The sequence below is a fragment of the Streptomyces sp. MAI_2237 genome, assembly GCF_054189285.1.
In genome coordinates this window covers 335,729-359,948 of sequence record NZ_JAJPGQ010000003.1, presented here as the reverse complement: position 1 = coordinate 359,948, position 24,220 = coordinate 335,729, and the positions used below count along the sequence as shown (strand labels likewise).

Genomic DNA, 24,220 nt, shown 5'->3' with positions numbered 1-24,220 from the left:
GTCGTACGCTCCCGTCCAGGAACACCCCGACGTGACGTGAGGCGGCTCGAGAGACATGGTCAGCAGCGAGTACGAGCGCAGGATCGCCGCCCGGTTCGCCACCTTCGACCAGGACGGCAACGGCTACATCGACCGCGAGGACTTCAGCGCGGCGGCCAAGGCGCTGCTCACCGAGTTCGGTGTCGCGGCGCGCTCCGACAAGGGGCAGGCGCTGTACGCGGGCGCCGAGGCGTTCTGGCAGGGCATGGCCGGGATCGCGGACCGGGACGGCGACCAGCGCATCACGCGCGAGGAGTTCGTCACGGGCGCGGTCAAGCGCCTGCGGGACAACCCCGACCGGTTCGCCGAGATCGCCCGCCCCTTCCTGCACGCGGCCCTCGACCTCGCCGACTCCGACGGCGACCGGGCGGCCACCGTCGCGGACACCGTGCGCGTGCTGCGCGCCCTGGGGGCGGACGAGGAGATCGCCGGGGCGGCCGCCGCAACGCTCGACACCGACGGCGACGGCAAGGTCGGGGAGGCGGAGATCGTGGCCGCGTTCGCCCGCTACTTCACCGTCCCCGAGTAGCGCCGTCCGCATAGCGCTCGCGCAGCTTGTACTTGAGCACCTTGCGCAGAGTGTCGTTGCGGGGAAGGGCGTCCACCAGCTCCAGCTGCTCCGGCAGCTTGTGCACCGACAGCCCTTCCGCGCGCAGGTACGCCGTCACCCTGTCCAGGGTCAACTCCGGTGCACCGGGCGCCCGTTCGACGACCGCGCAGACCCGCTCCCCGCGCTCGGCGTCCGGCAGGCCGATCACCGCGGCGTCCCCGACGGCCGGGTGGGCGGCCAGCAGGTCCTCGATCTCCTTGGCCGAGATGTTCTCGCCCTTGCGGATGATGACGTCCTTGAGCCGGCCGGTGAGCACCAGGTGGCCGCTGTCCGTCACGAACCCCAGGTCGCCGGTGCGCAGGAACCCCTCGTCGTCGAAGGACTCGGCGGTCTGCGCCGGATCCAGGTAGCCCTGGCAGACGGCCTCGCCGCGCAGCCGCACCTCGCCGTCGACGATCCGTATCTCCATACCCTGAGGCGGCCGTCCCTCGGTGGTCGCCAGGTTCTCCACGCTGTCCTCCGGGTCGCCCATGGTGATCATCGGCACCTCGGTCATGCCGTACCCGTGGGTGAGCTGCACGCCCATCTCCCGTACGACCGCGTGGTACACCTCCGGCGGCTTCGGGGCGCCGCCGCCCGCGAGCAGCCGGAGCGAGGGGATGACCCTGGTGCCCGGCTGCTTGCGCTGCTCGGCGAGGAACATCGAGTAGAAGGCCGTGGACCCGCCGGCCACCGTCACCCGGTGCCGGCGGTAGCCCTCCAGCGCGTCGGGCAGCGCGAACTGCTCGAACATCACCGCGGGGAAGCCGTACAGCAGCAGCATCACCGTGTAGTCGGGCCCGGCTATGTGGGCGTACGGGAAGGCCATCGAGCCGACGTCGTCGGCCGAAAGGCGCAGCGCGTGGGCGAGGCAGGAGCCGCCGGCGATCAGTGAACGGTCCGTGTGCAGCACGCCCTTGGGGTCCGACGTCGTCCCCGAGGTCCAGTAGATCCAGCGGACCGAGGTGCCCTCGGCGGGCGGCGGGGGCAGGACGGCCGGGTCGCCGTCGGGGAGGGTGTCGTACGCCTCGAAGACGCCCTTCGCGCCCAGCCGCCGGGCCATCTCGGTGTGGTCGAAGCCCCGCCAGGTCCCCGGCACCGCGAAGTACTCCGCCTTCGACTCCCGCAGCGCGAAGCCGACCTCGCGGTCCCGGTAGAAGGGGATCACCGGCGTCTGCACGGCGCCCAGGCGGGCCAGCGCGAAGGACAGCAGGGCCGTCTCGATGCGGGTGGGCAGTTGCCAGGCGACCACCGTGCCGGGGCTCACGCCCATGTCGTACAGGCCGGCCGCCACCCGCTCGGCGCGGGCGCGCAGTTCCCCGAAGGTCAGGCGGCGGTCGTCCTGGAGGAGGACCGGGCGGTCGGGGGTGAGGCCGGCGCGGCGGACGACCAGGTCCCACAGGGTCCGGGCGGAGCTCAGGGAGTGCGGGGTCTCGTTCACGGGTGCCCCCTGCTTGGCTGACGACTCGTCAGGTGACATGCTATCTGACGACCCATCAGATAGCGCCTGTCAGGGAAACACCGTCCGGCGGAGGGGACCATGGACACCGAACTGCCCCGCATCATCAGCGTCGACGACCACGTGATCGAACCCGCGCACCTCTTCGACACCTGGCTGCCGGAGAAGTACCGCGACCGCGGCCCCCAGGCCCTGACCGCAGGCATCGGCGAACTCGCCTACGTCGGCGGCAAGTACCAGATCACGATGGACCCGGACGGCCCGCCGACCGACTGGTGGATCTACGAGGACCTGAAGTTCCCGTACAAACGCAACATCGCCGCCGTCGGCTTCGACCGCGACGAGATGACCCTGGAGGGCATCACCCGGGAGGAAATGCGGCGCGGCTGCTGGGACCCCAAGGCGCGCCTGGAGGACATGGACCTCAACCACGTCGAGGCCTCCCTGTGCTTCCCCTCCTTCCCGCGCTTCTGCGGGCAGACCTTCGCCGAGGCGCACGACAAGGAGGTCGCGCTGGCCTGCGTGCGCGCCTACAACGACTGGATGGTCGAGGAGTGGTGCGGGGACAGCGGCGGCCGGCTCATCCCGCTGTGCCTGATCCCGCTGTGGGACGTGCGGCTCGCCGTCGCGGAGATCCGGCGCAACGCCGCGCGCGGGGTGCGGGCGGTGACGTTCTCCGAGATCCCCACCTACCTCGGCCTGCCGTCCATCCACTCCGGCTACTGGGACCCGTTCTTCGCGGTGTGCCAGGAGACCGGCACGGTCGTCAACATGCACATCGGGTCCTCGTCCCAGATGCCGGCCGCCTCCCCGGACGCCCCGCCGGCCGTCCAGGCCTCCCTCAGCTTCAACAACGCCATGGCCTCGATGATGGACTTCCTCTTCAGCGGCGTGCTGGTGCGCTTCCCGGCCCTCAAACTCGCGTACTCCGAAGGGCAGATGGGCTGGATCCCGTACGCCCTGGAACGCGCCGACGACGTCTGGGAGGAGCACCGCGCCTGGGGCGGCGTGCGCGACCTGGTCCCCGAGCCGCCGTCCACGTACTACTACCGGCAGATGTTCTGCTGCTTCTTCCGCGACAAGCACGGGGTGGCGTCCCTGGACGCGGTCGGCCGGGACAACGCCACCTTCGAGACCGACTACCCGCACGTCGACTCGACCTTCCCGCACACCAAGGAGATCGCCCTCGACCATGTGAAGGGCCTCGACGACGAGACGGTCTACAAGCTGATGCGGGGCAACGCGATCCGCATGCTCGACCTCGACCTGGACCGCTAGTGGACCTGTCGTACACCCCGGAGGAGGAGGAGTTCCGGGCGCGGCTGCGCGAATGGCTCGGCAAGGTGCTGCCGACCCTGCCGCCGAAACCGTCCCCGGACGACTGGCCCGGGCGCCGTGCCTACGACCTCGGCTGGCAGCGGATGCTGTACGACGCCGGGTACGCCGACGTCCACTGGGAGGGCACCCCGAGCGTCCGGCTGATCTTCCTGGAGGAGACCGAGAGGGCGGGCGCGCCCTATGTCGGCGCGAACTTCGTGGGGCTGCTGCACGCCGGACCCACCGTCGCGGCCGAGGGCACGCCCGAGCAGCGCGCCCGCTGGCTGCCGCCCATCCTGCGCGGCGAGGAGGTCTGGTGCCAGGGCTTCAGCGAACCCGACGCCGGCTCCGACCTGGCGGCGCTGCGCACCCGCGCACGCCGGGACGGCGACGACTACGTGGTCAGCGGGTCCAAGATCTGGACCTCCCACGCCGAGGTGGCCGACTGGTGCGAACTGCTGGTGCGGACCGACCCGGACGCCCCCAGACACCGGGGCATCAGCTGGCTGGCCCTGCCCATGGACGCCCCCGGCATCACCGTACGGCCGCTGCGCACCCTCGCCGGGTCGGCGGAGTTCGCCGAGGTGTTCCTCGACGACGTCCGGGTGCCCGTCGCCAACCGGGTCGGGGACGAGAACGACGGCTGGCGCGTGACGATGGTGACGCTCTCCTTCGAGCGCGGCACGGCGTTCGTCGGAGAGGTGGTCGCCTGCCGGCGCGTGCTGGGCGAACTGGCGGTCGTCGCGCGGCGGAACGGGCGCTGGGACGATGCCGCGCTCCGGCGGCGGCTCGGCCGGCTGAACGCCGAGTTCCGGGCGCTGTGGCGGCTGACGCAGTGGAACGTCAGCGAGGCGGAGGCCTCCGGCGGTGTACCGGGAGTGGGGGGCTCGGTCTTCAAACTGCGGTACTCGCACGCGCGGCAGGAGCTGTACGACGCGGCGGCCGAGGTGCTGGGGGCGGACTCGCTGGATCTGGAGCGGCCCTGGGTGCTCGACCGGCTGTCGTCGCTGTCGTACACCATCGCGGCCGGGACCTCGCAGATCCAGCGGAACATCGTGGGTGAGCGGATTCTCGGGCTGCCGAAGGGGAGGTGAGCGGTGCGGTTTCAACTGACGTCGGAGCAGGGGGCGTTGCGTGCGGCTGTGCGGGGGGTGGTGCGGCGTGGGGCAGGTGCGGGCTCGTCGTGGCTTGTCGCGCCCCGCGGCGGAGCCGCAGATGGACACAGCCCCGCACCCCTTTCCGGCGACGCCCGGCCCGGCGATGAGCGGCCACGTCTCGACCGGGTGCTGTGGCGGGCCTTGGGAGACCTTGGGGTCTTTTCCCTGCGGTTGCCCGAAGCCGAGGGGGGAGCCGGACTGGGGTTGCCGGAGGCCGTGTTGGTGTTCGAGGAGGTCGGGCGGGCGCTCGTGCCCGGGCCGCTCGTCGCCACGCATCTCGCCGCCGGGGAGGTGCCGGGGGCGGCCGAGGGGGAGGTCGTCGTCGCCGCAGCCGACGGCAGGCTCGTGGAGTGGCTGGAGGAGGCGGACGTGGTGCGGCCGGGTGCCGAGGGGGCCGTACCGCTGCGGTCGGTGGACCCGCTCACGCCCCTGCACCGGGTGCCCGCGCCGGCCCGTACCGATCCCGTCGCCGTGCTGCTGACGGCCGCCGAGCAGCTCGGGACCGCCGCGCGCGCGGGCGAACTGGCGGTGCAACACGCCCGGGCGCGCGAGCAGTTCGGGCAGCCGATCGGGGCCTTCCAGGCGGTCAAGCACCTGTGCGCGCAGATGCTCGTGCGCGCCGAGGTGGCCCGTGCCGCGGTCTACGCGGCCGCCGTCACCGCCGACCGGGCCGACATCGCCGCGGCCCGGCTGCTGGCCGACGAGGCCGCCGTGCGCGGCGCCCGCGACTGCCTCCAGGTGCACGGCGGCATGGGCTTCACCTGGGAGAGCGAGGTGCATCTGCTGCTGAAGCGGGCGTGGGTGCGGTCGGAACGTGGCGGTGGCGGTACGGAGAGTGAGGAGCTGCTCGCGGCCGACCTCGTGGCATGAACAGGGCGGGCCTGCGGCTTTCCGTCGGGCGGCCGTCCGGATGTCGCGGATCGTGGCACGGCGACATCACGGAGCGTTGATACCGGGTTGTGTCCTCCGTGTGACCCGTCACGGCCCGGAGTCGGCGACCGGCTCCGGTACCTTCTGTGGGATGCGAGTGGTTCCGGGCGAGGTCGGTACCGGTGTCGCCCCCGGGGCGGCCCTTCAAACGGCCTGTTCGACTCCTCGTAGGGAGCGTCGCACAGTATGCCGCACGGGTACTCCTTCGCGCTGGAATATGCCCGAAGCGCTTGTTGAGGTGACTGTACGTCAACCATGCTGTCGTGCAAGGGATTCACGTTCCGTGACCCCTGCCCTGGGCTCTGCGTCGGCTGTTGTTCTGGCCATGCAGAAAATGGCTACGATCGTGGCCCTCGCCGCGGTGCCTCTGGCACGCCTCACGCGGCATGAGGTCATGTGTCCGCCGGTTCGGATGGTGTGAGCGGTGCAGGTGCTTCAAGTGCAGCTGGAGATCCGGCCCGACCCCACTGAGGTGGGGCGAGCCCGGAGGTGGACCCGTTCACGCCTCGCCGTGTCCGGAATAGCGGCCGACGAGCCGCTCGCCGAGACGCTGATCCTGCTCGTCTCCGAACTGGTCACCAACGCCGTGGTGCACACCGGCTGTCCGGCCGTGCTGCGGCTGAGCCTGCCCGAGGGGGCGGCCGAGCCGTCCACCGTCCGCCTCGAGGTCGCCGACGCCAGCGACCGGGCCCCGGTACCCCGGTGTGTGGACGGCGACGCGACCGGCGGGCGCGGACTCGCCCTCGTCGACGGTCTCGCCGACCGCTGGGGCTGGAGCCCCGAGGGGGCCGGCAAGAGCATCTGGTGCGAACTCGACCGCTGCGACCGGCCGCGCGGGGACGCGGCGAGCTGTCTGGGCGGTGTCCCGGCCTGCGAGGGGCTGGCGTTCGAGACGGTGTGACCGTCCGGGGCGCCGCCACCGTTCAAGACGGTCTGGCCGATTGACGTCATGTCCGATGCACGGGTGCAGAAATCCCCGTCGCCCCCGTCCCGCGCGGTGCGGTGCGCCGGGCCCGTGCATCCGTGCGCGGTCACTGCAAAAGGGACTTAAGTCATAAATCCCCGTTAGGGTGTTGACGCGTCGTGACCGGGTGAACACGCTGGTGGTCAGCGATTCGCCGCGAGGGGACGACGGGGGTTTCGGTGACGGAGGTCCTCGTCGAGTGCGGATCGTGAGTCGGCGTCAGCTCTTTCGGATTCAGGGCCAGAGGGCTGGGGCGGGTACGCCGGGGTCGGATGGCGGCGCGTATGCCGTGCTCGGGGCGGTGGGGGAGGCCGCGCCGCCAGACGACGCCTCCCGCCGTGCGGGGCTCGGCTACAGAACGGCGACGGGGGCCACCGGAGTCCCCGTCGCGCCGACGAAGGGCTCGGGCATCGCCGACAGCAGAAACGCGTACCGGCCGGTTTCTCCACAGGCTGTGGACAACTCTTCCAGATTCCAGTTCTGGCCTTGCAGCATCCCCATCTCCACCAAATCGAGCGCGTGCACAGCCAGCCACAGGTCCTCGATCTCGGGCGGGAAGATCTCGAAGGTCAGCGTGTCGTCGGCGACGGCGGCCACGTCGCGGGCGTGGAACCACTCCGGAGTGCGGACGGACAGCCCGGGCGACGGATAGCCGTACCCCTCCCGGTCCCCGGCGAGATACACCTGGATCTGCCCGGTCCGTACGAGCACCACGTCGCCGGCGCGCACGCGGGTGCCGGCGAGGTCCTCGGCGGCCTCCAGGTCCTCCGGCGTGACCGCGTGCCCGCCGTCGAGCCGGTCCCTGCCGAGCGCCCGGGCCACATCCAGCAGCACCCCGCGCGAGACCACGTGCCGAACCTTGTCGATGCCCCCGAACTCCGCGCCGCCGTGCGGGGTGACGGTGCCGGCCGGGCGGCCGTTGTAGATCCTGCCCGAGTGCGAGACATGGGTCAGCGCGTCCCAGTGGGTGGCCGCCTGCAGGCCCATGGTCACGATGTCGTCGCTGCAGGCCACCGTCCCCGGGCCGAAGAGCTCCTGGTTGATCTGCACCATGGCGTGCAGCGGGTTGACCCGGCCCGGGATCATCCCGCTCTGCACGCCGTCCTGCTTCAGGGGCAGGGCGAGCGGGACGCGGCGGCCGCTGTGCACGGTCGCCGCCGCCTCGCGGACGACCTCGTCGGTGATCAGGTTGAGGGTGCCGATCTCGTCGTCGGCTCCCCAACGCCCCCAGTTGTTCACGCGCTTGGCGATCTCGTGGAACTCGGCCGGCAACGACATCGGCTCTCCCCGGGGCTTGTCTCCAGGTATCTGACGGGACATAAAATCTAACGGTCCGTCAGAAACCGCGGGAAGGGGCCGGGCGTGGGGAACTTCTTGGCAGGCAAGGTGATCGCCGTGACCGGGGCCGGGCGGGGTATCGGGCGGGCCGTCGCACTGGCCGCCGCCGCCGAGGGAGCGCGGGTCGTCGTCAACGACTACGGCGTCTCGGTGGCGGGGGAGTCCCCCACGAGCGAGGTCGCCGAGAGCGTGGTCAAGGAGATCGAGGCCGCGGGCGGGGAAGCGGTCGCGGTCGCCGACGACGTGTCCACGATGGCCGGCGGCCAGCGGATCGTCGACCTCGCGCTGTCCTCGTACGGGCGGCTCGACGGCGTCGTGTGCGTCGCCGGGATCCTGCGCGAGCGGATGCTGTTCAACATGTCCGAGGACGAGTGGGACCCGGTCCTCGCCACGCATCTCAAAGGCACGTTCACCGTGTTCCGGGCGGCGTCCGCGGTCATGCGCAAGCAGCGGGCGGGGACGCTGATCGGGTTCACCAGCGGCAACCACCAGGGGTCGGTGTCGCAGGCCAACTACAGCGCCGCCAAGGGCGGGATCATCTCGCTGGTCCGCAGCGCGGCGCTGGGCCTGCACAAGTACGGGGTGACCGCCAACGCGGTCGCGCCGGTCGCCCGGACCCGGATGTCGGCCAACGTGCCCACGGAACTCGCCGAGATCGGGGAGCCGGAGGACGTGGCCGCCCTGGTCGTCTACCTGCTGTCCGACCGCGCGAAGGAGATCACCGGGCAGGTGTACACGATCGCCGGGGCGAAGCTGGCGGTGTGGGCGCAGCCGCGGGAGTTGCGGGCGGCGTACGCCTCCGGTGGGTGGACGCCGGAGACGATCGCGGCGTTTCTGCCGGGGTCGGTGGGGGTGGACCCGATGCCGATGCTTGTGCAGGTGGAGGCGATGGAGAGGGCGGCGGCGCGGGGGGACAGGCCGAACGCCCAATAGCTCGGGGGGTGCGGTCGTACGGCGGGTGCGGGTCGGTTGTGGCTTGTCGTGCAGTTCCCCGCGCCCCTGGGTGGGGCGAGTCGCCCGGCATCAGGAGCAACCCCCACTTCCTGTGAGGAGACGTCCGTGGACTTTGGGTTCAGTGTCGAGGACGAGGTGTTCCGGGGCGAGGCCCGGGGCTGGCTGCGTGAGCACGTCGGGCCTGATCCGGACCGTCGGGTCTGGGAGCGCACGCTCGGGAAGGCCGGGTGGATCGGGCTCGGGTGGGGGGAGGGCGGGTACGGCAACCGGATCGCCACCCTCACCCAGCAGGTCGCCTGGGCCGAGGAGTACGCGCGGTCCGGGGCGCCGCCCCGTTCCGGGCACATCGGGGAGAACCTGCTCGCCCCCACCCTCGTCGCCCACGGCACCGACGAGCAGAAGGCGCGTTTCCTGCCACCGATCGCCGCCGGGGACGAGCTGTGGTGCCAGGGCTACAGCGAGCCGGACGCCGGGTCCGACCTGGCCGGGGTGCGCACCGCCGCGGTACGGGAGGGGGAGGGCTACCGGATCTCCGGGCAGAAGATCTGGACATCGCTGGCGCACGAGGCCGACTGGTGCTTCGTCCTGGCGCGCACGGAGGCCGGGTCGCGCCGGCACCACGGGCTGACCTTCCTGCTCGTGCCGATGGACCAGCCGGGGCGGATCGAGGTGCGGCCCATCCGGCAGATGACCGGCACGAGCGAGTTCAACGAGGTCTTCTTCGACGGGGCACGCGCGCGTGCGGAGCACGTCGTCGGCGCGCAGGGGCAGGGCTGGCGGGTCGCGATGAGCCTGCTCGGGTTCGAGCGGGGGGTGTCCACCCTGGCCCAGCAGATCGGTTTCGCCCAGGAGTTGACGCGGGTGGTGCGGACCGCCGTACGCACCGGTGCGGCCGACGACCCCGTCGTACGCGCCGCGCTCGTGCGGCAGTGGGCCGAGTTGCGCGCCATGCGCTGGAACGCCCTGCGCACCGTGGGCGGCTCCGGTGACGCCGGTGCGCCGAGCGTGTCCAAGCTGCTGTGGGCGAACTGGCACCAGCGGCTGGGCGAGTTGGCGGTGCTGGTGCGCGGGGCGGAGGCGTCCGCCGGGCCGCGGGACTGGGCGCCCGAGGCGCCGTACGAGATCGACCGCGACCAGCAGCTGTTCCTGTTCTCCCGGGCCGACACCATCTACGGCGGCTCCGACCAGATCCAGCGCACGATCATCGCCGAGCGCGTGCTCGGCCTGCCGAGGGAGCCCAAGGGGGTCGTCTGATGCGTGGTGTGGTGTTCGACGGGAAGCGGGTGGAGGTCGTGGACGACCTGGAGGTACGGGACCCGGGGCCGGGCGAGGTGCGGGTCGCGCTGTCGGCGGCCGGGCTGTGCCACAGCGACCTGTCGGTGGTGGACGGCACCATCCCCTTCCCCCTCCCGGTGGTGCTGGGACATGAGGGGGCGGGGGTGGTGGAGGCCGTCGGCGCCGGGGTCACCCATGTCGCGCCCGGCGACCATGTGGCGCTGTCCACGCTCGCCAACTGCGGGACGTGCGCGGACTGCGACCGGGGGCGGCCGACGATGTGCCGGCAGGCGATCGGGCGGCCGGGCAAGCCCTTCGCGCGGCGCGGGAAGGCGGTGTACCAGTTCGCGTCCAACTCCGCCTTCGCGGAGTCCACGGTGGTCAGGGCCGTGCAGGCGGTGCGCATCCCGAAGGACGTCCCGATGCCGTCCGCCGCGCTCATCGGGTGTGCGGTGCTGACCGGGGTCGGGGCCGTCCTCAACCGCGCCCGGGTGGACCGCGGGGAGTCCGTCCTGGTCATCGGTACCGGCGGGATCGGGCTGAACGTCCTGCAGGGCGCGCGGATCGCGGGGGCGTCGCGGATCGTGGCGGTCGACGCCAACCCGGCGAAGGAGGCCGTGGCCCGGCAGTTCGGCGCCACCGACTTCCTGACCTCCACGGACGCGGTGCGCGACCTGCTGCCCCACGGGGTCGACCACGCCTTCGAGTGCGTCGGACGCGTCGAGCTGGTCCGGCAGGCCGTCGACCTCCTCGACCGCCACGGCCAGGCCGTGCTGCTCGGCACGGCGCCCGCGAAGGCGGAGGCGTCCTTCCTCGTCTCCTCGATGTTCCTGGACAAGTCGATCCTCGGCTGCCGGTACGGCTCCTCCCGGCCGCAGCGCGACATCCCGCTGTACGCCGAGCTCTACCGGCAGGGCCGCCTGCTCCTCGACGAGCTGGTGACCGCCACCTACCCCGTGGAGGACTTCGAGAAGGCGGCGGCCGACGCCGAGGCCGGCCGGGTGGCGAGGGCGGTACTGACCTTCTGACCCCGTCAGGCCGATTCCAGCGCCCCGACGGGCTCGGCGGCGGAACCCGCGTTCGTGGCGCGGAAGGTGCGGCGGTAGGCGGTCGGGGTCACCCCGAGCGCCGTCTGCAGGTGCTGGCGCATCGACTGGGCCGTGCCGAAGCCGGCGTCGTGGGCGATGCGGTCCATGGACAGGCCGGTGGTCTCCAGCAGTTGGCGGGCTCGTTCGACGCGCTGCTGGGTCAGCCACTGGCCGGGGCTGACGCCGACCTCCTCACGGAAGCGGCGCGTGAACGTCCGTACCGACATGGACTCCTGCGCGGCCATGTCGCGCAGCTGGATCGGCTCGTGCAGGCGGCCCAGCGCCCAGGCGCGGGCCCCGCGCGTGGTCGCAAGCCGGGGCTCGGGGACGGGCCGCTGGATGTACTGCGCCTGGCCGCCGTCGCGGTGCGGCGGTACGACGGTGCGGCGGGCGACGTCGTTGGCGACGGCCGTGCCGTGGTCGCGGCGCACCATGTGCAGGCACAGGTCGATGCCGGCCGCGACGCCGGCCGAGGTCAGGACGTCGCCGTCGTCGATGAACAGGACGTTCGGGTCGACCTCGACCTGCGGGAAGAGGCGCTGCAGCTGGTCGGTCTCCGCCCAGTGCGTGGTCGCCGGCCGGCCGTCGAGATAGCCGGCGGCGGCGAGGACGAAGACGCCGGTGCAGATGGAGGCGAGCCGGGTGCCGGGGCGGATGTGGGCGAGGGCGGCGGCCAGCTCGGCGGTGAGGACGCCCTCCTCGAAGACCGGGCCCAGTTCGTACGACGCCGGGACGATCACCGTGTCGGCGGTGGCCAGCAGCTCCGGGCCGTGCTCGACCGCGATGGCGAAGTCGGCGTCGGTGCGCACCGGGCCGGGCGGCCGGACCGAGCAGGTCAGGACCTCGTACAGGCGGCGCCCCAGGGTGTCCTTGGGGCGCCCGAAGATGCGGTGCGGGATGCCCAGCTCGAAGGGGAGCAGCCCGTCCATGGCGAGGACCACCACGCGGTGCGGGCGGAACTCCGGCTCGGCGGGCTCGCTGCTCGGGCTGCTCATGGCCGTGTCCATGGCTCGATCCTAACGAATGCTGTCCTTCGGGCCAGTGGTTGCGCGGTGCCGCGGACCGGATGCTCTATGGCGTGACCCAGACAACCGAACCCGCAGTCGTCGAGGCGGCTGACGCGCCCCGCCGATCCCGTCGCGTCCACCGCGCCTGGTTCGTCGCCGCCGTCACCTTCGTGACGATCATCGGCGCCGCCGCCTTCCGCTCGCTCCCCGGACTGCTCATCGACCCGCTGCACCAGGACTTCGGCTGGTCGCGCGGCACGATCGGCGCCGCGGTCTCCGTCAACCTCGCGCTGTACGGTCTGACCGCGCCGTTCGCGGCGGCGCTGATGGACCGCTTCGGCATCCGCAAGGTCGTCGCCGTGGCCCTGACCGTGATCGCGCTCGGCTCCGGCCTGACGGTGTGGATGACGGCGGCCTGGCAGCTGATGCTCTGCTGGGGCCTGCTGGTCGGTCTCGGCTCCGGCTCGATGGCCCTCGCCTTCGCGGCGACGGTCACCAACCGCTGGTTCACCGAACGCCGGGGCCTGGTCACGGGCATCCTGACCGCCGCCTCCGCCTCCGGCCAGCTGATCTTCCTCCCCCTGCTGTCCTGGATCGTGGAGAAGCACGACTGGCGTCCGGCCGCCGTCACCGTGGCCCTGGCCGCGCTCGCGGTCGTCCCCTTCGTCTGGCTGCTGCTGCGCGACCACCCGGCGGACGTGGGCCTGAAGCCGTACGGCGCCGTGGAGTTCGTACCGAAGCCCGAGCCCGCGGTGGGGGCCGCCCGCCGCGCGGTCACCGTGCTGCTGAAGGCCTCCCGCACCGGCACCTTCTGGCTGCTGGCCGGCACCTTCGCGATCTGTGGCGCCTCCACCAACGGCCTGGTCCAGACCCACTTCGTGCCCGCCGCGCACGACCACGGCATGCCCGTGCAGGCGGCGGCCTCGCTGCTCGCGGTGATCGGCGTCTTCGACGTGGTCGGCACGATCGCCTCCGGCTGGTTCACCGACCGCTTCGAACCACGCCGGCTGCTCGCCGTCTACTACGCCCTGCGCGGCATCTCCCTGCTGTTCCTGCCGATGCTGCTGGCACCGAGCGTCCATCCGCCGATGCTGTTCTTCATCGTCTTCTACGGCCTGGACTGGGTCGCCACCGTCCCGCCGACCGTCGCCCTGTGCCGGGAGCAGTACGGCGAGGACAGCGCGATCGTCTTCGGCTGGGTGCTGGCCTCCCACCAGGTCGGCGCGGCGCTGGTCGCCTTCCTCGGCGGCGTGGCGCGGGACGTCTTCGGCTCCTACGACATGGTCTGGTACGCGTCGGGCGCCCTGTGCGCGGCGGCGGCCCTGATGGCCCTGGTGATCCGCCGCAGGCCGACCCCGGTCAGCGCGCTGGCGGGAGCGGCGGCGTAGGGCCCGCCGTTCGGGCCGGCTCGGTGTCGCGGGCCCCGCTTTCGGCTTCGCCGGAGAGGCTCGCTTTCCTGCACCAGTTCACGCCCGCCGTGGAGCGTCTGGGCATCGCCGCCTGGCGCATCGGCCAGGAGGCCCTGCACGGCGTGGCGCGGATGGGCCCGGCGACGGTCTTCCCGCAGGCGGTCGGCCTCGGCGCCACCTGGAACACCGATCTGGTGCGCCGGGTCGGCGAGAGCGGGCGGGGGGCGGCGCGTTCGCTCCCTGTGCCGCCTTGCGGTCGCGGGCTCCTCCATGACCCGTTCGGCTCGGCCGCAGGGCGGCGTCTCTTTGCAGCCGGCCCGGGCCGAGCGACAGACCTAGCGGAAGTGGCCCCGGTGGAAGAGCAGGGGTTCGCTCTCCTCGTCGCCGGTGCCCAGTGCCTCCACCCGGCCCACCACGATCAGATGGTCGCCGCCGGTGTGCACCGCGTGGACCGTGCAGTCGATCCAGGCCAGCGCACCGGCCAGGCGCGGGGAGCCGGAGACCGGAGCCGGATCGTGGGCGACGCCCGCGAACTTGTCCGCCCCGCTCACCGCGAAGGACCGGCACAGCTCGCCCTGCCCGGCGCTCAGGACGTTGACGCAGAAGACGCCCGCACGGGCGATACGCGGCCAGGTCGTCGACGTACGGCCGACCATGAACGCGACCAGGGGCGGGTCGAGGGAGAGGGAGGAGAAGGACTGGCAGGCGAAGCCAGCGGGGGTGTCCTCGCCGGGCCCGGCGGGCGCGGTGATGACGGTGACGCCGGTCGCGAAGTTCCCGAGCACGCGCCGGAACCCGGCCGGGTCGACCGGGGCCCGCTCGTCCTCGCGGACGCAGCGCAGCTCCGGGCGCGGCAGCGCCTCCACGGGGGCCGGGGGCCCCGACCTCAGGTACCGGACGGCGGCCGCGGCCGCTCCTGCGTGTCCCATCACCCCTCCATTGAAGCTGACGGTTCGTCAGATGGGAAGGTCAGCGACCCCGGTACTCCGGGCTTCTGCGCTCCACGAAGCTGCGTACGCCCTCCTGGGCGTCCGCCGTCGTCATGTTGATCTCCTGCGCGGCGGCCTCGGCGGCGAAGGCGGCCGCCCGGTCGCCGTCGAGGGAGGCGTTGACGAGCTGCTTGGTGAGGGCGAGGGCCCGAGTGGGGCCGGCGGCCAGGCGGGCCGCCCACTCCCGGGCCGTCTTGTCCAACTCGGCGTCCGGGACGACCCGGTTGACCAGGCCGAGGCGCTCTGCGTCGGCCGTGGAGAGCGCGTCGCCGAAGAACATCAGCTCCTTCGCGCGCTGCGGGCCGACCAGACGGGGCAGGAGATAGGCGCCCCCGCCGTCCGGCACGAGCCCGCGGCGCACGAACACCTCGATGAACTTCGCCGACTCCGCGGCCAGGACGAGATCGCAGGCGAGGGCGAGATGCGCGCCGAGGCCCGCCGCCGTGCCGTTCACCGCCGCGATCACCGGCTTCTCACAGTCGAGGACGGCGGCGATCAGGCGCTGCGCGCCCGTGCGGATCATGCGCGCCACGTCGCCGGCGACCCGCTCGCCGGCCGCCGCCCTGCCCCGCAGGTCGGCTCCCGCGCAGAAGCCGCGCCCGGTCCCGGTGAGGACGACGGCCCGCACGCCCGGGTCGGCCGAGGCGTCCGCCAACAGTTCGACGAGCAGGTCGCGTTGGCCGGGGGTGAGCGCGTTGAGGGCCTCGGGCCGGTTCAGGGTGAGATGGGCGACCCCGGCGTCGACGGTGTGCAGCACCCCGGTCACCTGCACACCGCCAGCGCGTCCAGCGCCACCGCGCCCTGCCCCCTGGGCAGCACCATCAGGGGGTTGATGTCGAGCTCCGCGAGGACGTCCCCGAGCTCCAGCGCCATGCGCTCCACCCGCAGCACGACCTCCACGAGAGCGTCCAGGTCGGCCGGCGGACGCCCCCGCACCCCGTCCAGCAGGGCCCGCCCGCGCAGGTCGCCGAGCATGTCCCGGGCCTGCTCCTCCCCGAAGGGCGGCACGCGGACGGCCACGTCGTGCAGCACCTCGACCAGCACCCCGCCGAGACCCACGGTCACCGTCGGCCCGAAGAGCTCGTCGTGGGTGACGCCGACGACCATCTCCACGCCCCTCTCCACCATCTGGCAGACCAGCACGCCGTCGAGCGCGACGCCCTCGTGGCGGGCGATGTCGGTCAGCTCCCGGTAGGCGTCCCGGACCTGGCTGGCGGAGGTGAGCCCGACCTTCACCAGGCCCAGCTCGGTCTTGTGGGCGATCTGCGCCCCGGACGCCTTCATCACCACGGGGTAGCCGACCAGGCCCGCGGCGCGTACGGCGGCCGCCGCGCTGGTCACCAGCTGCTCGCGCGGCACCCGGATGCCGTACGCCCGCAGCAGTTGCTTGGCGGCGTGCTCGCTCAGCTGCTGGCCGGGACGCATGAGGGCCTGCGCCTTGCGGAAGGACGGCGAGGGGGTGCGCGGCGCCTCGTCGAAGGGGGAGCGGTAGCGGGCGGTGAAGCGGTGGTGGTCGAGGTGGGCGCGGACGGCGGTGACGCAGTTCGCGGCGGTGCGGAAGGTGGCCACCCGGGAGGAGCCGAGCAGCACCTCCCGGTAGGCGGGCTCGGTGCCCACCGGGGAGCCCCAGACCACGCAGACCAGTTTGTCGGTGCGCTCGGCCGCGTCCACCAGGTCCTGCACCAGCCGGTCGCTCAGCGGCGGGAAGGGGCCGGTGATCGGGCAGATGAGCACGCCCACCGCGGGGTCGTCGAGGATCGCGTCGATGATCTTCCGGCCGCGCTCGTCGCCGACCGGGTGGCCGCCGTTGTCCACGGGGTTGGCGACGCTCAGGTACTCGGGTATCCACTGGTGCAGCTCGGCCTGCTTCGCCCGGGACAGCACCGGCAGCCGCAGCCCCGCCTCGGTCGCGAGGTCGGCGAAGTGGGCGCCGGTGCCGCCCGAGATGGAGTAGACGACGACGCCGTCGGCCACCGGCGGCCTGGCCCGGGCCAGCAGGGCGGCGGTGTCCTGGAGTTCGTCGAGGCCGTCCACCCGGATCACGCCGAACTGCCGCAGCGCCGCGTCCACCACGGTGTCGGCGCCGGTCAGCTTCCCGGTGTGGGAGGCGGCGGTGCGGGCGCCGGTCTCGGTGCGCCCGACCTTGACGGCGACGACCGGCACCTTGCGGCGGGCGGCCCGGTCGGCGGCGAGCAGGAAGGACCGGCCGTCCTTGAGGCCCTCGATGTAGCAGGCGATGGCGCCGACCTCGGGCCGCTCGGCGAACCAGGAGAGGAAGTCGGCCGTCTCCAGGTCCGCCTCGTTGCCGGTGGGCGCCCAGTGGGACAGCCGGATGCCGAGCTCCTGGAGGGCGAAGACCGGACGGCCCTGGTGGCCGGACTGGGTGATCAGGGCGATGGCCGGACCGTCGAGGTCGTCGCGGAACCGCTCGAAGGCGTTGAGATTGGTGTTGGGACCCAGCAGTCGCATGCCGGAGCGGGCCACGGCGGCGGCCAGCCGCTCCTGCGCTGCCGCGCCCGCCGCACCCGTCTCGGCGAACCCGGAGGCGAAGACGACCGCGAACCTCGCCTTCGCCTCGGCCAGTTGGTCGATCACCGGAAGCGGGTCGGCGACCAGCAGCACGGCGAGATCGACCTGTTCGGGCAGGTCGGCGACGGAGGGGGAGCAGGGGATGCCGAAGACGGACGGCCTGCTGGGATGGACGGGGTGCAGGCGCGCCCCGACGCGCTCGGCCCAGGCGACCAGTTGCCGGGTGATACCGGTGTTGGGCCGCCCCTCGGTGTCCGAGGCGCCGACCACGGCCACGGACTCGGGCCGGAAGAACCGGTCCAGATCGGGGACGGCGGCATAGAGGGGACGGCCGCTGACGTCGAGGTCGTCGACGTCGGCGGGCCGGCCGTGGACGGCGGGGCCGGGTTGCTCGCCGCAGGCGATGACCCGGGCCCGGCGGGAGTCGGTGGTGAGGGTGCCGTGGGTTGATCCAAGCATCGGTCCGCCCGCTCCTGTGTGACAGCCAATAACTGACGTAGTGTCAGATTAGGGGAACTGACGCTGTGTCAGGAACTGCTGTGCACGCAAAGTTGGTGAACCCGAAACCGGATCAACCCCCGGCCCGGCGGATCACAGGGCGGCGAGGACCTCCTTGGCCACCCGCTCGCCCGAGCGCACCGCGCCGTCCATGAACCCGGTCCAGTACGTGGAGGTCTCCGTGCCCGCCCAGTGGATGCCACCGAACGGCTTGCGCAGGGCCGCGCCGTACTCGGTGAGGACGCCGGGAGGGGCGTAGGCCACCGGGCCGCCGCGCGAGAAGCCCTCGTTGTCCCAGCGCTGCAGGACGAAGGAGGCCGGTGACTTGGCCTTGTCGCCGAAGTAGGTGACGTAGTCCTTGAGGACGGCCGCCTTCACCTCGTCGACGGAGGAGGCGTCGTAGGCACGCATCTCGTCGGCCTCGATGAAGCCCATCAGGGCGCCGTAGGAGGCGTCGGGCGGGGAGTTGTCGAAGGTGGAGCGGACCACGCCGGAGTCGCTGACGACCTGGCCGTTGAGGCCGTCGGCCCGCCAGAACGGGGTGTCGTAGACCGCGATCGCCTTGCCGATCGAGCCCATCGGCATGCGCTGGCTCAGCTGGTCGCGGGCGGCCGGCAGCAGCGGGTCGAAGGCGATCCGGCCGGTCAGCGGCAGCGGTACGGCGACCACGACCTTCCTCGCGGTCACGGTGATGCCGTCCGCGCTCACCAGGTACTTCCCGCCGGACTGTGTCACCGACCGCACGGGCGCGCTCAACACCACCCGGTCGCCGAGCGTGGCGGCCAGCTTGATCGGCACCTGCTGGGAGCCGCCCACGAAGCGGGACTCCTGGGCGCCGTTCGCGGTGTCGGTGAGGCGTTCCAGGGTGCCGGCGGTGGACTCGTTGCCGGCGGCCGCTATGTAGAACAGGACGTAGAGCAGGGAGAGTTCACGCGGCTGAGCCGAGAAGATCGAGGTGCAGGCCACGTCGAGGAGGAACTTCGCCGACGGCACGATCGCGTTGGCGTTCAGCCAGCTCTCGAAGGTCTGCTTGTCCCACTCGGCGGCCTTGGGCGCCGTCCACGGCGCGTCGACCGGCACCGTCTTGGCCATGTCGTCCAGCTTGGCCTGCACGATGGCGGCGTTGGCGAGGCCGGCCGCGTCGACCGGCGGGACCGAGCCGAGGAGGCCGTCGGTGGCGTACGGGGTGCGGGTGCCGTCCTTGTAGAGCAGGTTCTTGCCGGTGTTGTACGTGGTGAAGGTGGCCACGCCCAGCGAGTCGGCGAGCGCCCTGATGCGGTCCTGGGTGGGGCCGATGAACTCGCCGCCGCCCTCGGTGACTCCGCCGTTGGCGAGGGAGAGGTTGACGACCCGGCCGCCGACGCGGTCCCGGGCCTCCAGGACGGCCACCGTCTTTCCGCCGGCCACCAGATCGCGGGCCGCGGTCAGGCCGGCGATACCGCCGCCGATGACGACGACGTCCACGTCCCGGGTGGTTGCCGCCGCGGCGGTTCCGGCGCCGGTGCCGGCGAGGGTCACGGCGCCCGCCGCCGCGGCGGCGCCGCCGAGCAGGGAGCGCCGGGAGAACTGTCTTTCGCGTGCCACGTGCATCCTCCGAGGGGAGAGGGTGTGGAGCCAGAAAGTGAGCAGTGTTCACATTCTGGCCCGGCAGGGCGGCACACCACAACGCTCCCGTCACATCTGGCACGTGAGCAACGGGAGCGTGGAGAAAGGGAGTTGAGTGGTTCCTGCGTCAGCCGGGCAGCCGGGACAGGGTGTCCCCGCCGTTCCGGACGACCGACTTCGCGATCTTCTCGGCGTCCCTCGCCACCTCGCGGAGCGTGCCGCTGAGGGGGGTGGTGAAGCCGGTGAAGTGCAGGCCGGGCGCGTTCTGCGGGGCGCGGGCGCCGTGCGCGAGGGGTCTGCCGCGGTCGTCCAGCACGTCGAGGTGGCCGACGAGGTCCTCCAGCGCGCGGACGTATCCGGTGGCGGCGACGACCGCCTCGGGGGAGATGCGGGTGCCGTCGGCGAGGACGACCTTGCCGGAGTCGAAGCCGTCGACGGCGGCCACCACCTCGACGCGGCCCTTGCGTACGGCGTCGATGAGGCCGACGTCCTGGACGGGGATGGCGCCGTCCCTGGCACGGCTGTAGAGGCCGGTGTCCGGGCGGGGCAGCCCCTGCGCGGACAGGTCCGGCACGCTGAGCTTCGCCAGCGGCCGCGCCAGCCGGTCCACCAGCCCGACCGGCAGCCGCCGTACGAGCACGCCCGTGTACTGCGCGGCCCAGCCGGCCGTGGAGCGCCGGACGATGTGCGGGGCCGTGCGCACCGACAGCCGTACCCGCGCCGCGCCGCCCTCCACCAGGTCCACGGCGATCTCCGCGCCGGTGTTGCCGACGCCGACGACGAGGACGTCACGGCCGGCGTAGGGCTCGGGGTTGCGGTAGGCGCAGGCGTGCGCGAAGTCGCCGGTGTAGTCGTCGAGACCGGCCCAGCCGGGGACGTACGGCGTGTGGTTGTAGCCGGTGGCGACGACGACGGCCGCGCCGGTCAGCTCACGTCCGCCGGTGGCGCGCAGCAGCCAGCCGGTGCCGTCGGGCAGGCGCTCGATCCGCGAGACCTCGACGCCGGTGACGATCTCCAGCTCGTGTACCTCGGCGTACTTCTCCAGGTAGCGCACCACGTCGTCCCGGGCCGGCCAGCGCCCGAACCGGCGCGGTATCGGCAGCCCCGGCAGGGCCGACAGCCGCCGGGTGGTGTGCAGGCGCAGCCGGTGGTAGTGCCGCCGCCAGGAGTCGCCCACGCTGTCGGACTTCTCCAGCACGACGGCGCGTATGCCCCGGGCCCGCAGCGCGTACGCGACGGAGAGCCCCGCCGGACCGCCGCCGACGATGTAGACGGGGCGGTCCGAGGGGGTCGGGGACGGTGTGGAGTCGGCCATGAGCGCGAGCGTAATCTCGCACCAGCTTGATGGGTCTCGGTCAAGACCACAATTGGTTGCGGATTGATCACGCCTGTAGGAGAAGTGGGTGGGGCTTGTGACGTAGGCCACCTGGTTGTGGTCGTACGGGGAAGCCGGGCCCGGTGACCTCGGGCGCCTGCTAGTTCTTGGCGCGCTTGAACCCCGTCACCTCGGCGATCCAGGCGATGAAGTCACCCGGGTCGGTGTTCGCGCCGTGACCCTGGTCCCAGTAGTAGAGGTGGTTCACCTCGTCGCCCAGGCCGGCCGCGGCGGCGGCGAGGTTGCCGGATATGACGTGCGAGGTGTCGGTGTCGTTGGTGCCGAGGCGGATCCACCAGTGCTTGGAGCGGCGGCCGTTGACCCTGTCCACCAGGTGGTACATCGGGTTCATCAGGCGCAGCTTCTCGGGGATGTCGGCGGCGACCCGCTTCGTGCCGAGCCCGGTGGTGTCGTTCTTCGCGCCGTAGGCGGTGAAGTGGCGGTTCGCGGTGGTGCCCGCGCCGAACTCGTTGTTCTCGCCGGCCGACAGGTCGAAGGCGTCGAAGGCGGGCGCGGTCTTCTTCCGGGCGCCGACGTGGGTGAGGTAGTCGTCCCAGCCGAAGGTGGCCTTGCCGCCCGACCAGGTGATGAAGGTGTTCTTCGCCAGGTACGTCTCGCGCTCGGAGGCCGACAGGGCGGCGAGGTACCGGGTCGCCGACGGCCGCAGGTACTGCTCCAGCAGGTAGTCGTCGTAGTTGCGGGCGGTCAGCGCGCCGAAGCGGTTCAGGCCGCGCAGCCGCAGCGACGCCTGGTACTCCGCGAACCGCGCGGCGAGGTCCTTCGACACGCTCTGGTCGACGACCTTGCCGGTGGACTGGGTGGCGTTGGCGCCCCAGTTCCACTCGTAGGCGCCGTCGGCGTGCTCCAGGTCGGTGATCGGGCACCAGGCGCCCGTCGCGAAGATCGCGTCGGAGGCGTCGGCCGCGCCGAGCTCCTTCAGGTACGGGTCGTAGATCGGGCTGTCGCCGGAGGCGCCGAGCAGCGCCGACAGCGCGCCGCCCGCGCTCGTGCCGGCCGACACGATCCGGTCCACGTCGCCGGGGATGCGCCCCTTGTTGGACCTGACGTACCGCACGGCCGCCTTCAGGTCGACGATCGCGGCCGGGGCGGTGCCGTAGTACTCGCCCGCGGAGTTCTTCAGGGTGCGGCCGCGCGCGCCGGGCTCGACGACGACGTAGCCGGCGGCCAGCGCCAGGAGCTGGTTGGAGGCGGTGGCGCCGCCGGTGGCGTTGGTGTCGCCGTTCGCGCCCGGGGCCGAGGCGCCGGGCGAGGCGCTGCCGCTCGGGGCACCGCCGCCGGGTGCGCCGCCGCCCATGCCGCCGGCGCCGACACCCGTCGCGTCCGCGACGGAGGACGGCATGTAGCCGCCGACGGAGTTCGCGAACAGGATCGGCGCGTCGGACGCGTCGACCGCCTTGCCGTCGATCTCGACCGGCGCGCTGACGACGAGCGACTGGTAGGTGGCGTCCACCGGCTTGGCGACGTAGGTGATCGCCTTCCAGAAGTGGTAGGTCACCGAGTGCTCGGCGCCGTCGGTGCCGGTGACCGTCGTCGTCAGCTTCTCGTAGTCGTCCGGGTCGAAGACCAGCGAGCCGGAGGAGGACGCGGACGACGAGGAGCCGGTGGACGCCTGGGCGCCGAGGGCGATGCCGCCGGCCGCGGCGACGCCCGCCGTGGCGCCGATACCCATCACGACGGTCCTGCGCTTGACTGCCCTGTGCTTCACGGTTTCGTCTCCCTCGGTATGCGGGTTGCGTCTGTGAAGCTAGCGAGAGTGCAGACAAAATTGCCAACAATCCGTGGGTATTCATGGCGACCCCACAGCTTCACGGGCGACGCACAGGCAGGCTTCCGGGATCGCGGTATCTGACGTACCGTCAGATGCCATGGACTCGATCTGGCTCACGGGCGCGCAGTGGCTGGCCGTGCTGCGCATAGGACTCGGGCTGTGGTGGCTGGAGAGCTGGCGGCACAAGGACCGCAAGGCCTGGTTCGAGCGCGGGACCGGAATCCAGTGGGCGGCCGGCATCGCGGCGAAGCACCGCTGGAACGCCGTACGGTCCGGCTTCGAGGTCATGGTCGCGCCCCGGCCGCGCACGATGGCGTACGTCGTCGTCTACGCGGAACTGGCCATCGGCCTCGGCCTGGTGGCCGGGTTCCTGACCCCGGTCGCCCTGGTCGGGGGCCTGCTGCTGAACGTCCTCTACTTCACCCTCATGATCCACGAGGTCGCCGAGCAGGGGCAGAACTCGATGATGGCGCTGATGTCGCTGGTCGGCCTGTTCGGCATGTCGTGGCAGACCTGGTCGCTCGACAGCGCGCTGGGACTGTTCCGATGACCGCCGCCCGCCACGACGTCCCCGAGGCCGACGCCTTCACCCGTACGTACTGGGACGCGGCCGCCGAGGGCCGGCTGCTGATCCGCCGCTGCGGGGCCTGCGGGCGGGCGCACCACTACCCGCGGGAGTTCTGCCCGCACTGCTGGAGCGAGGACGTGACCTGGGAGCGGGCCGGCGGCCGGGCCGCGCTCTACACCTGGTCCGTCGTCCACCGCAACGACCTGCCGCCCTTCGGGGAGCGGACGCCGTACGTCGCCGCCGTGGTCGACCTCGAGGAGGGGCCGCGGATGATGACCGAGGTCGTGGGGTGCGCGGAGCCGGCCGCCGGTCTGGAGCTGGAGGTGACGTTCCGGGAGGGAGTGCCGGTGTTCCGACCGCGCACGGGCGGCACAGCGGCTTGAATGGGGCGATGCCCCCCGTCGACGAACAGCACGCCCTCTCGCCCTTCCCCGTCCTGCACGGGTACGGCCTGCGCCTGCGCCTGTGGGACGCCGGCAGCGAGACCGACGTCGCGCACTGGCTGCGCGGCCTGACCGACCCCGACTTCCGGCGCTGGAACACCCCGCTCAGGCCGGTCACCGACCTGGAGTCGGCCCATGAGTCACTGAGCGCGAAGACGCTGAGCGCGGCGGAGGGCACCGGGGCCTCCTACTGCGTCACCGACGCCGGCAGCGGCACGATCCTCGGCCACGTCGGCCTCAACCTCATCAACCACGCGCTGAGCAACGCCCGCGTCGGCTACTGGGTACTGCCCGAGGCGCGCGGCCGCGGGGTCGCCACCCGCGCCCTGGCCGTCGCCTCCCGCTGGGCGCTCATCGACCTGGGCCTGCACCGCCTCGAACTCGACCACGCCCTCGGGCACGAGGCCTCCTGCCGGATAGCGGAACGATGCGGCTTCCGGTACGAGGGGACGCTGCGCGGAGCGATGTTCGAAGCGGGCCGGCACGACGCGTTCCGAGACATGCACCTGCACGGCCGCCTGGCGACGGACGGGGAGCCGGAGGGGCTGTGACGGGAGGCGGGGTGGGGTCGGCGGTGCTGTGACGCGGGGTCGGGGTGGCTGTTGACGCGGGGTGGCTGGGCTGTGACGCGGGACGGGTCGGTGCGTACGCGGGGCCGGTTGGGCTGTGACGCGGGGTGGCTCGGCTGTGACGCGGGCGGGTTGGTGCGTGACGCGGGTTCGGAAGGGCTGTGACGCGGGGGCGGGGTGGGCTGTGGCGCGGGCGGGTCGGTGCGTGACGCGGGTTCGGAAGGGCTGTGACGCGGGGTCCGGAAGGGCTGCGACGGGGAGCTGGAAGGGCTGTGGCGCGGGGGCGGGGTGGGCTGTGACGCCGAGCCGGTTGGGCTGTGACGCGGGCG

Annotated in this window: 21 protein-coding genes and 1 pseudogene; 13 read left to right on the top strand and 9 right to left on the bottom strand. The window is 72.5% G+C overall.

Translation table 11 applies throughout. The annotated features are described in order from the left end of the window. Positions 1-55: 55 nt before the first annotated feature. Positions 56-568, top strand: coding sequence for an EF-hand domain-containing protein (locus LN251_RS11830; RefSeq protein ID WP_458244401.1), 513 nt, complete (start codon positions 56-58; stop codon positions 566-568). Here LN251_RS11830 and LN251_RS11825 read toward each other — a convergent pair. Continuing rightward, entirely contained in the window at positions 552-2,069 is a 1,518-nt protein-coding gene (locus LN251_RS11825) for a class I adenylate-forming enzyme family protein (protein ID WP_458244400.1), read from the bottom strand. The genes LN251_RS11830 and LN251_RS11825 overlap by 17 nt on opposite strands. 99 nt (positions 2,070-2,168) lie before the next feature. Here LN251_RS11825 and LN251_RS11820 point away from each other — a divergent pair, with 99 nt between their 5' ends. The 4 genes from LN251_RS11820 to LN251_RS11805 all read left to right on the top strand — a co-directional run bounded on the left by LN251_RS11820 (position 2,169) and on the right by LN251_RS11805 (position 6,392). After that, positions 2,169-3,365, top strand: a complete 1,197-nt coding sequence (locus LN251_RS11820; RefSeq protein ID WP_458244399.1) for an amidohydrolase family protein — start codon at positions 2,169-2,171, stop codon at positions 3,363-3,365. Continuing rightward, entirely contained in the window at positions 3,365-4,498 is a 1,134-nt protein-coding gene (locus LN251_RS11815) for an acyl-CoA dehydrogenase family protein (RefSeq protein ID WP_458244398.1), read from the top strand. Before LN251_RS11820 ends, LN251_RS11815 begins: the two co-directional genes overlap by 1 nt. 3 nt (positions 4,499-4,501) lie before the next feature. Further along, positions 4,502-5,431: an acyl-CoA dehydrogenase family protein gene (locus LN251_RS11810; RefSeq protein ID WP_458244397.1), complete on the top strand. Its 930-nt coding sequence runs from the start codon at positions 4,502-4,504 to the stop codon at positions 5,429-5,431. 499 nt (positions 5,432-5,930) lie between these two features. After that, entirely contained in the window at positions 5,931-6,392 is a 462-nt protein-coding gene (locus tag LN251_RS11805) for an ATP-binding protein (RefSeq protein ID WP_458246706.1), read from the top strand. A 414-nt stretch (positions 6,393-6,806) separates the two neighbouring features. Here the strand turns inward: LN251_RS11805 and LN251_RS11800 are convergent, their stop codons facing one another. Further along, a complete protein-coding gene (locus LN251_RS11800; RefSeq protein WP_458244396.1) occupies positions 6,807-7,733 on the bottom strand; it encodes a cyclase family protein in 927 nt (308 codons plus the stop codon). An 84-nt stretch (positions 7,734-7,817) separates the two neighbouring features. Between LN251_RS11800 and LN251_RS11795 the strand changes: the two genes are divergently transcribed. From LN251_RS11795 to LN251_RS11785, 3 genes are all read left to right on the top strand, one after another. Continuing rightward, the gene (locus LN251_RS11795) at positions 7,818-8,726 is read left to right on the top strand and encodes an SDR family oxidoreductase (protein WP_458244395.1); all 909 of its coding nucleotides are present in this window, start codon (positions 7,818-7,820) and stop codon (positions 8,724-8,726) included. A gap of 126 nt (positions 8,727-8,852) precedes the next feature. Further along, on the top strand, positions 8,853-10,001 hold the full coding sequence (locus LN251_RS11790) for an acyl-CoA dehydrogenase family protein (RefSeq protein WP_458244394.1): 1,149 nt from the start codon (positions 8,853-8,855) through the stop codon (positions 9,999-10,001). After that, on the top strand, positions 10,001-11,050 hold the full coding sequence (locus LN251_RS11785; RefSeq protein ID WP_458244393.1) for a Zn-dependent alcohol dehydrogenase: 1,050 nt from the start codon (positions 10,001-10,003) through the stop codon (positions 11,048-11,050). The genes LN251_RS11790 and LN251_RS11785 overlap by 1 nt, the downstream gene beginning before the upstream one ends. 5 nt (positions 11,051-11,055) lie before the next feature. On the opposite strand, the gene LN251_RS11780 is transcribed toward LN251_RS11785, so the two are convergent. Next, a complete protein-coding gene (locus LN251_RS11780) occupies positions 11,056-12,117 on the bottom strand; it encodes a GlxA family transcriptional regulator (RefSeq protein WP_458244392.1) in 1,062 nt (353 codons plus the stop codon). 71 nt (positions 12,118-12,188) lie between these two features. On the opposite strand from LN251_RS11780, the gene LN251_RS11775 reads away from it, so the two are divergent. Beyond that, complete coding sequence (locus tag LN251_RS11775) at positions 12,189-13,505, top strand: MFS transporter (RefSeq protein ID WP_458244391.1); 1,317 nt, start codon at positions 12,189-12,191, stop codon at positions 13,503-13,505. A 23-nt stretch (positions 13,506-13,528) separates the two neighbouring features. Further along, positions 13,529-13,765: pseudogene (locus LN251_RS11770) on the top strand (hypothetical protein); the annotation flags it as partial. 96 nt (positions 13,766-13,861) lie between these two features. Here LN251_RS11770 and LN251_RS11765 read toward each other — a convergent pair. The 6 genes from LN251_RS11765 to LN251_RS11740 form a co-directional block, all read right to left on the bottom strand. Further along, positions 13,862-14,455 (bottom strand): flavin reductase family protein, encoded by a 594-nt coding sequence (locus tag LN251_RS11765; protein WP_458244390.1) that lies wholly within the window; start codon positions 14,453-14,455, stop codon positions 13,862-13,864. A gap of 40 nt (positions 14,456-14,495) precedes the next feature. After that, on the bottom strand, positions 14,496-15,287 hold the full coding sequence (locus LN251_RS11760; protein WP_458244389.1) for an enoyl-CoA hydratase/isomerase family protein: 792 nt from the start codon (positions 15,285-15,287) through the stop codon (positions 14,496-14,498). After that, entirely contained in the window at positions 15,278-17,503 is a 2,226-nt protein-coding gene (locus LN251_RS11755; protein WP_458244388.1) for an acetate--CoA ligase family protein, read from the bottom strand. Before LN251_RS11755 ends, LN251_RS11760 begins: the two co-directional genes overlap by 10 nt. 132 nt (positions 17,504-17,635) lie before the next feature. Then, positions 17,636-19,132 carry a flavin monoamine oxidase family protein gene (locus LN251_RS11750; protein WP_458244387.1) on the bottom strand — a complete coding sequence of 499 codons (1,497 nt, stop codon included), beginning with the start codon at positions 19,130-19,132 and terminating at the stop codon, positions 17,636-17,638. Between the two features lie 142 nt (positions 19,133-19,274). After that, positions 19,275-20,462 carry a flavin-containing monooxygenase gene (locus LN251_RS11745; RefSeq protein WP_458244386.1) on the bottom strand — a complete coding sequence of 396 codons (1,188 nt, stop codon included), beginning with the start codon at positions 20,460-20,462 and terminating at the stop codon, positions 19,275-19,277. Between the two features lie 160 nt (positions 20,463-20,622). Further along, positions 20,623-22,212 carry a subtype B tannase gene (locus LN251_RS11740; protein ID WP_458246705.1) on the bottom strand — a complete coding sequence of 530 codons (1,590 nt, stop codon included), beginning with the start codon at positions 22,210-22,212 and terminating at the stop codon, positions 20,623-20,625. Positions 22,213-22,408: 196 nt separating this feature from the next. On the opposite strand from LN251_RS11740, the gene LN251_RS11735 reads away from it, so the two are divergent. Genes LN251_RS11735 through LN251_RS11725 form a run of 3 tightly spaced genes read left to right on the top strand, consistent with a single transcriptional unit; the run spans position 22,409 to position 23,873 of the window. After that, complete coding sequence (locus LN251_RS11735) at positions 22,409-22,861, top strand: DoxX family protein (protein ID WP_458244385.1); 453 nt, start codon at positions 22,409-22,411, stop codon at positions 22,859-22,861. Continuing rightward, positions 22,858-23,262: a Zn-ribbon domain-containing OB-fold protein gene (locus LN251_RS11730; RefSeq protein ID WP_458244384.1), complete on the top strand. Its 405-nt coding sequence runs from the start codon at positions 22,858-22,860 to the stop codon at positions 23,260-23,262. Before LN251_RS11735 ends, LN251_RS11730 begins: the two co-directional genes overlap by 4 nt. A gap of 8 nt (positions 23,263-23,270) precedes the next feature. Further along, positions 23,271-23,873, top strand: a complete 603-nt coding sequence (locus tag LN251_RS11725; RefSeq protein ID WP_458244383.1) for a GNAT family N-acetyltransferase — start codon at positions 23,271-23,273, stop codon at positions 23,871-23,873. The last annotated feature ends 347 nt before the right edge of the window (positions 23,874-24,220 follow it).

What these genes read in the sequence shown, in the direction of transcription:
- LN251_RS11830 (WP_458244401.1), top strand. Translation starts at nt 56, where the DNA reads ATGGTCAGCAGCGAGTACGAGCGCAGGATCGCCGCCCGGTTCGCCACC.
- LN251_RS11820 (WP_458244399.1), top strand. Translation starts at nt 2,169, where the DNA reads ATGGACACCGAACTGCCCCGCATCATCAGCGTCGACGACCACGTGATC.
- LN251_RS11800 (WP_458244396.1), bottom strand. Translation starts at nt 7,733, where the DNA reads ATGTCGTTGCCGGCCGAGTTCCACGAGATCGCCAAGCGCGTGAACAAC.
- LN251_RS11785 (WP_458244393.1), top strand. Translation starts at nt 10,001, where the DNA reads ATGCGTGGTGTGGTGTTCGACGGGAAGCGGGTGGAGGTCGTGGACGAC.
- LN251_RS11780 (WP_458244392.1), bottom strand. Translation starts at nt 12,117, where the DNA reads ATGGACACGGCCATGAGCAGCCCGAGCAGCGAGCCCGCCGAGCCGGAG.
- LN251_RS11765 (WP_458244390.1), bottom strand. Translation starts at nt 14,455, where the DNA reads ATGGGACACGCAGGAGCGGCCGCGGCCGCCGTCCGGTACCTGAGGTCG.
- LN251_RS11755 (WP_458244388.1), bottom strand. Translation starts at nt 17,503, where the DNA reads ATGCTTGGATCAACCCACGGCACCCTCACCACCGACTCCCGCCGGGCC.
- LN251_RS11750 (WP_458244387.1), bottom strand. Translation starts at nt 19,132, where the DNA reads ATGCACGTGGCACGCGAAAGACAGTTCTCCCGGCGCTCCCTGCTCGGC.
- LN251_RS11745 (WP_458244386.1), bottom strand. Translation starts at nt 20,462, where the DNA reads ATGGCCGACTCCACACCGTCCCCGACCCCCTCGGACCGCCCCGTCTAC.
- LN251_RS11740 (WP_458246705.1), bottom strand. Translation starts at nt 22,212, where the DNA reads ATGGGTATCGGCGCCACGGCGGGCGTCGCCGCGGCCGGCGGCATCGCC.
- LN251_RS11735 (WP_458244385.1), top strand. Translation starts at nt 22,409, where the DNA reads ATGGACTCGATCTGGCTCACGGGCGCGCAGTGGCTGGCCGTGCTGCGC.
- LN251_RS11730 (WP_458244384.1), top strand. Translation starts at nt 22,858, where the DNA reads ATGACCGCCGCCCGCCACGACGTCCCCGAGGCCGACGCCTTCACCCGT.
- LN251_RS11725 (WP_458244383.1), top strand. Translation starts at nt 23,271, where the DNA reads ATGCCCCCCGTCGACGAACAGCACGCCCTCTCGCCCTTCCCCGTCCTG.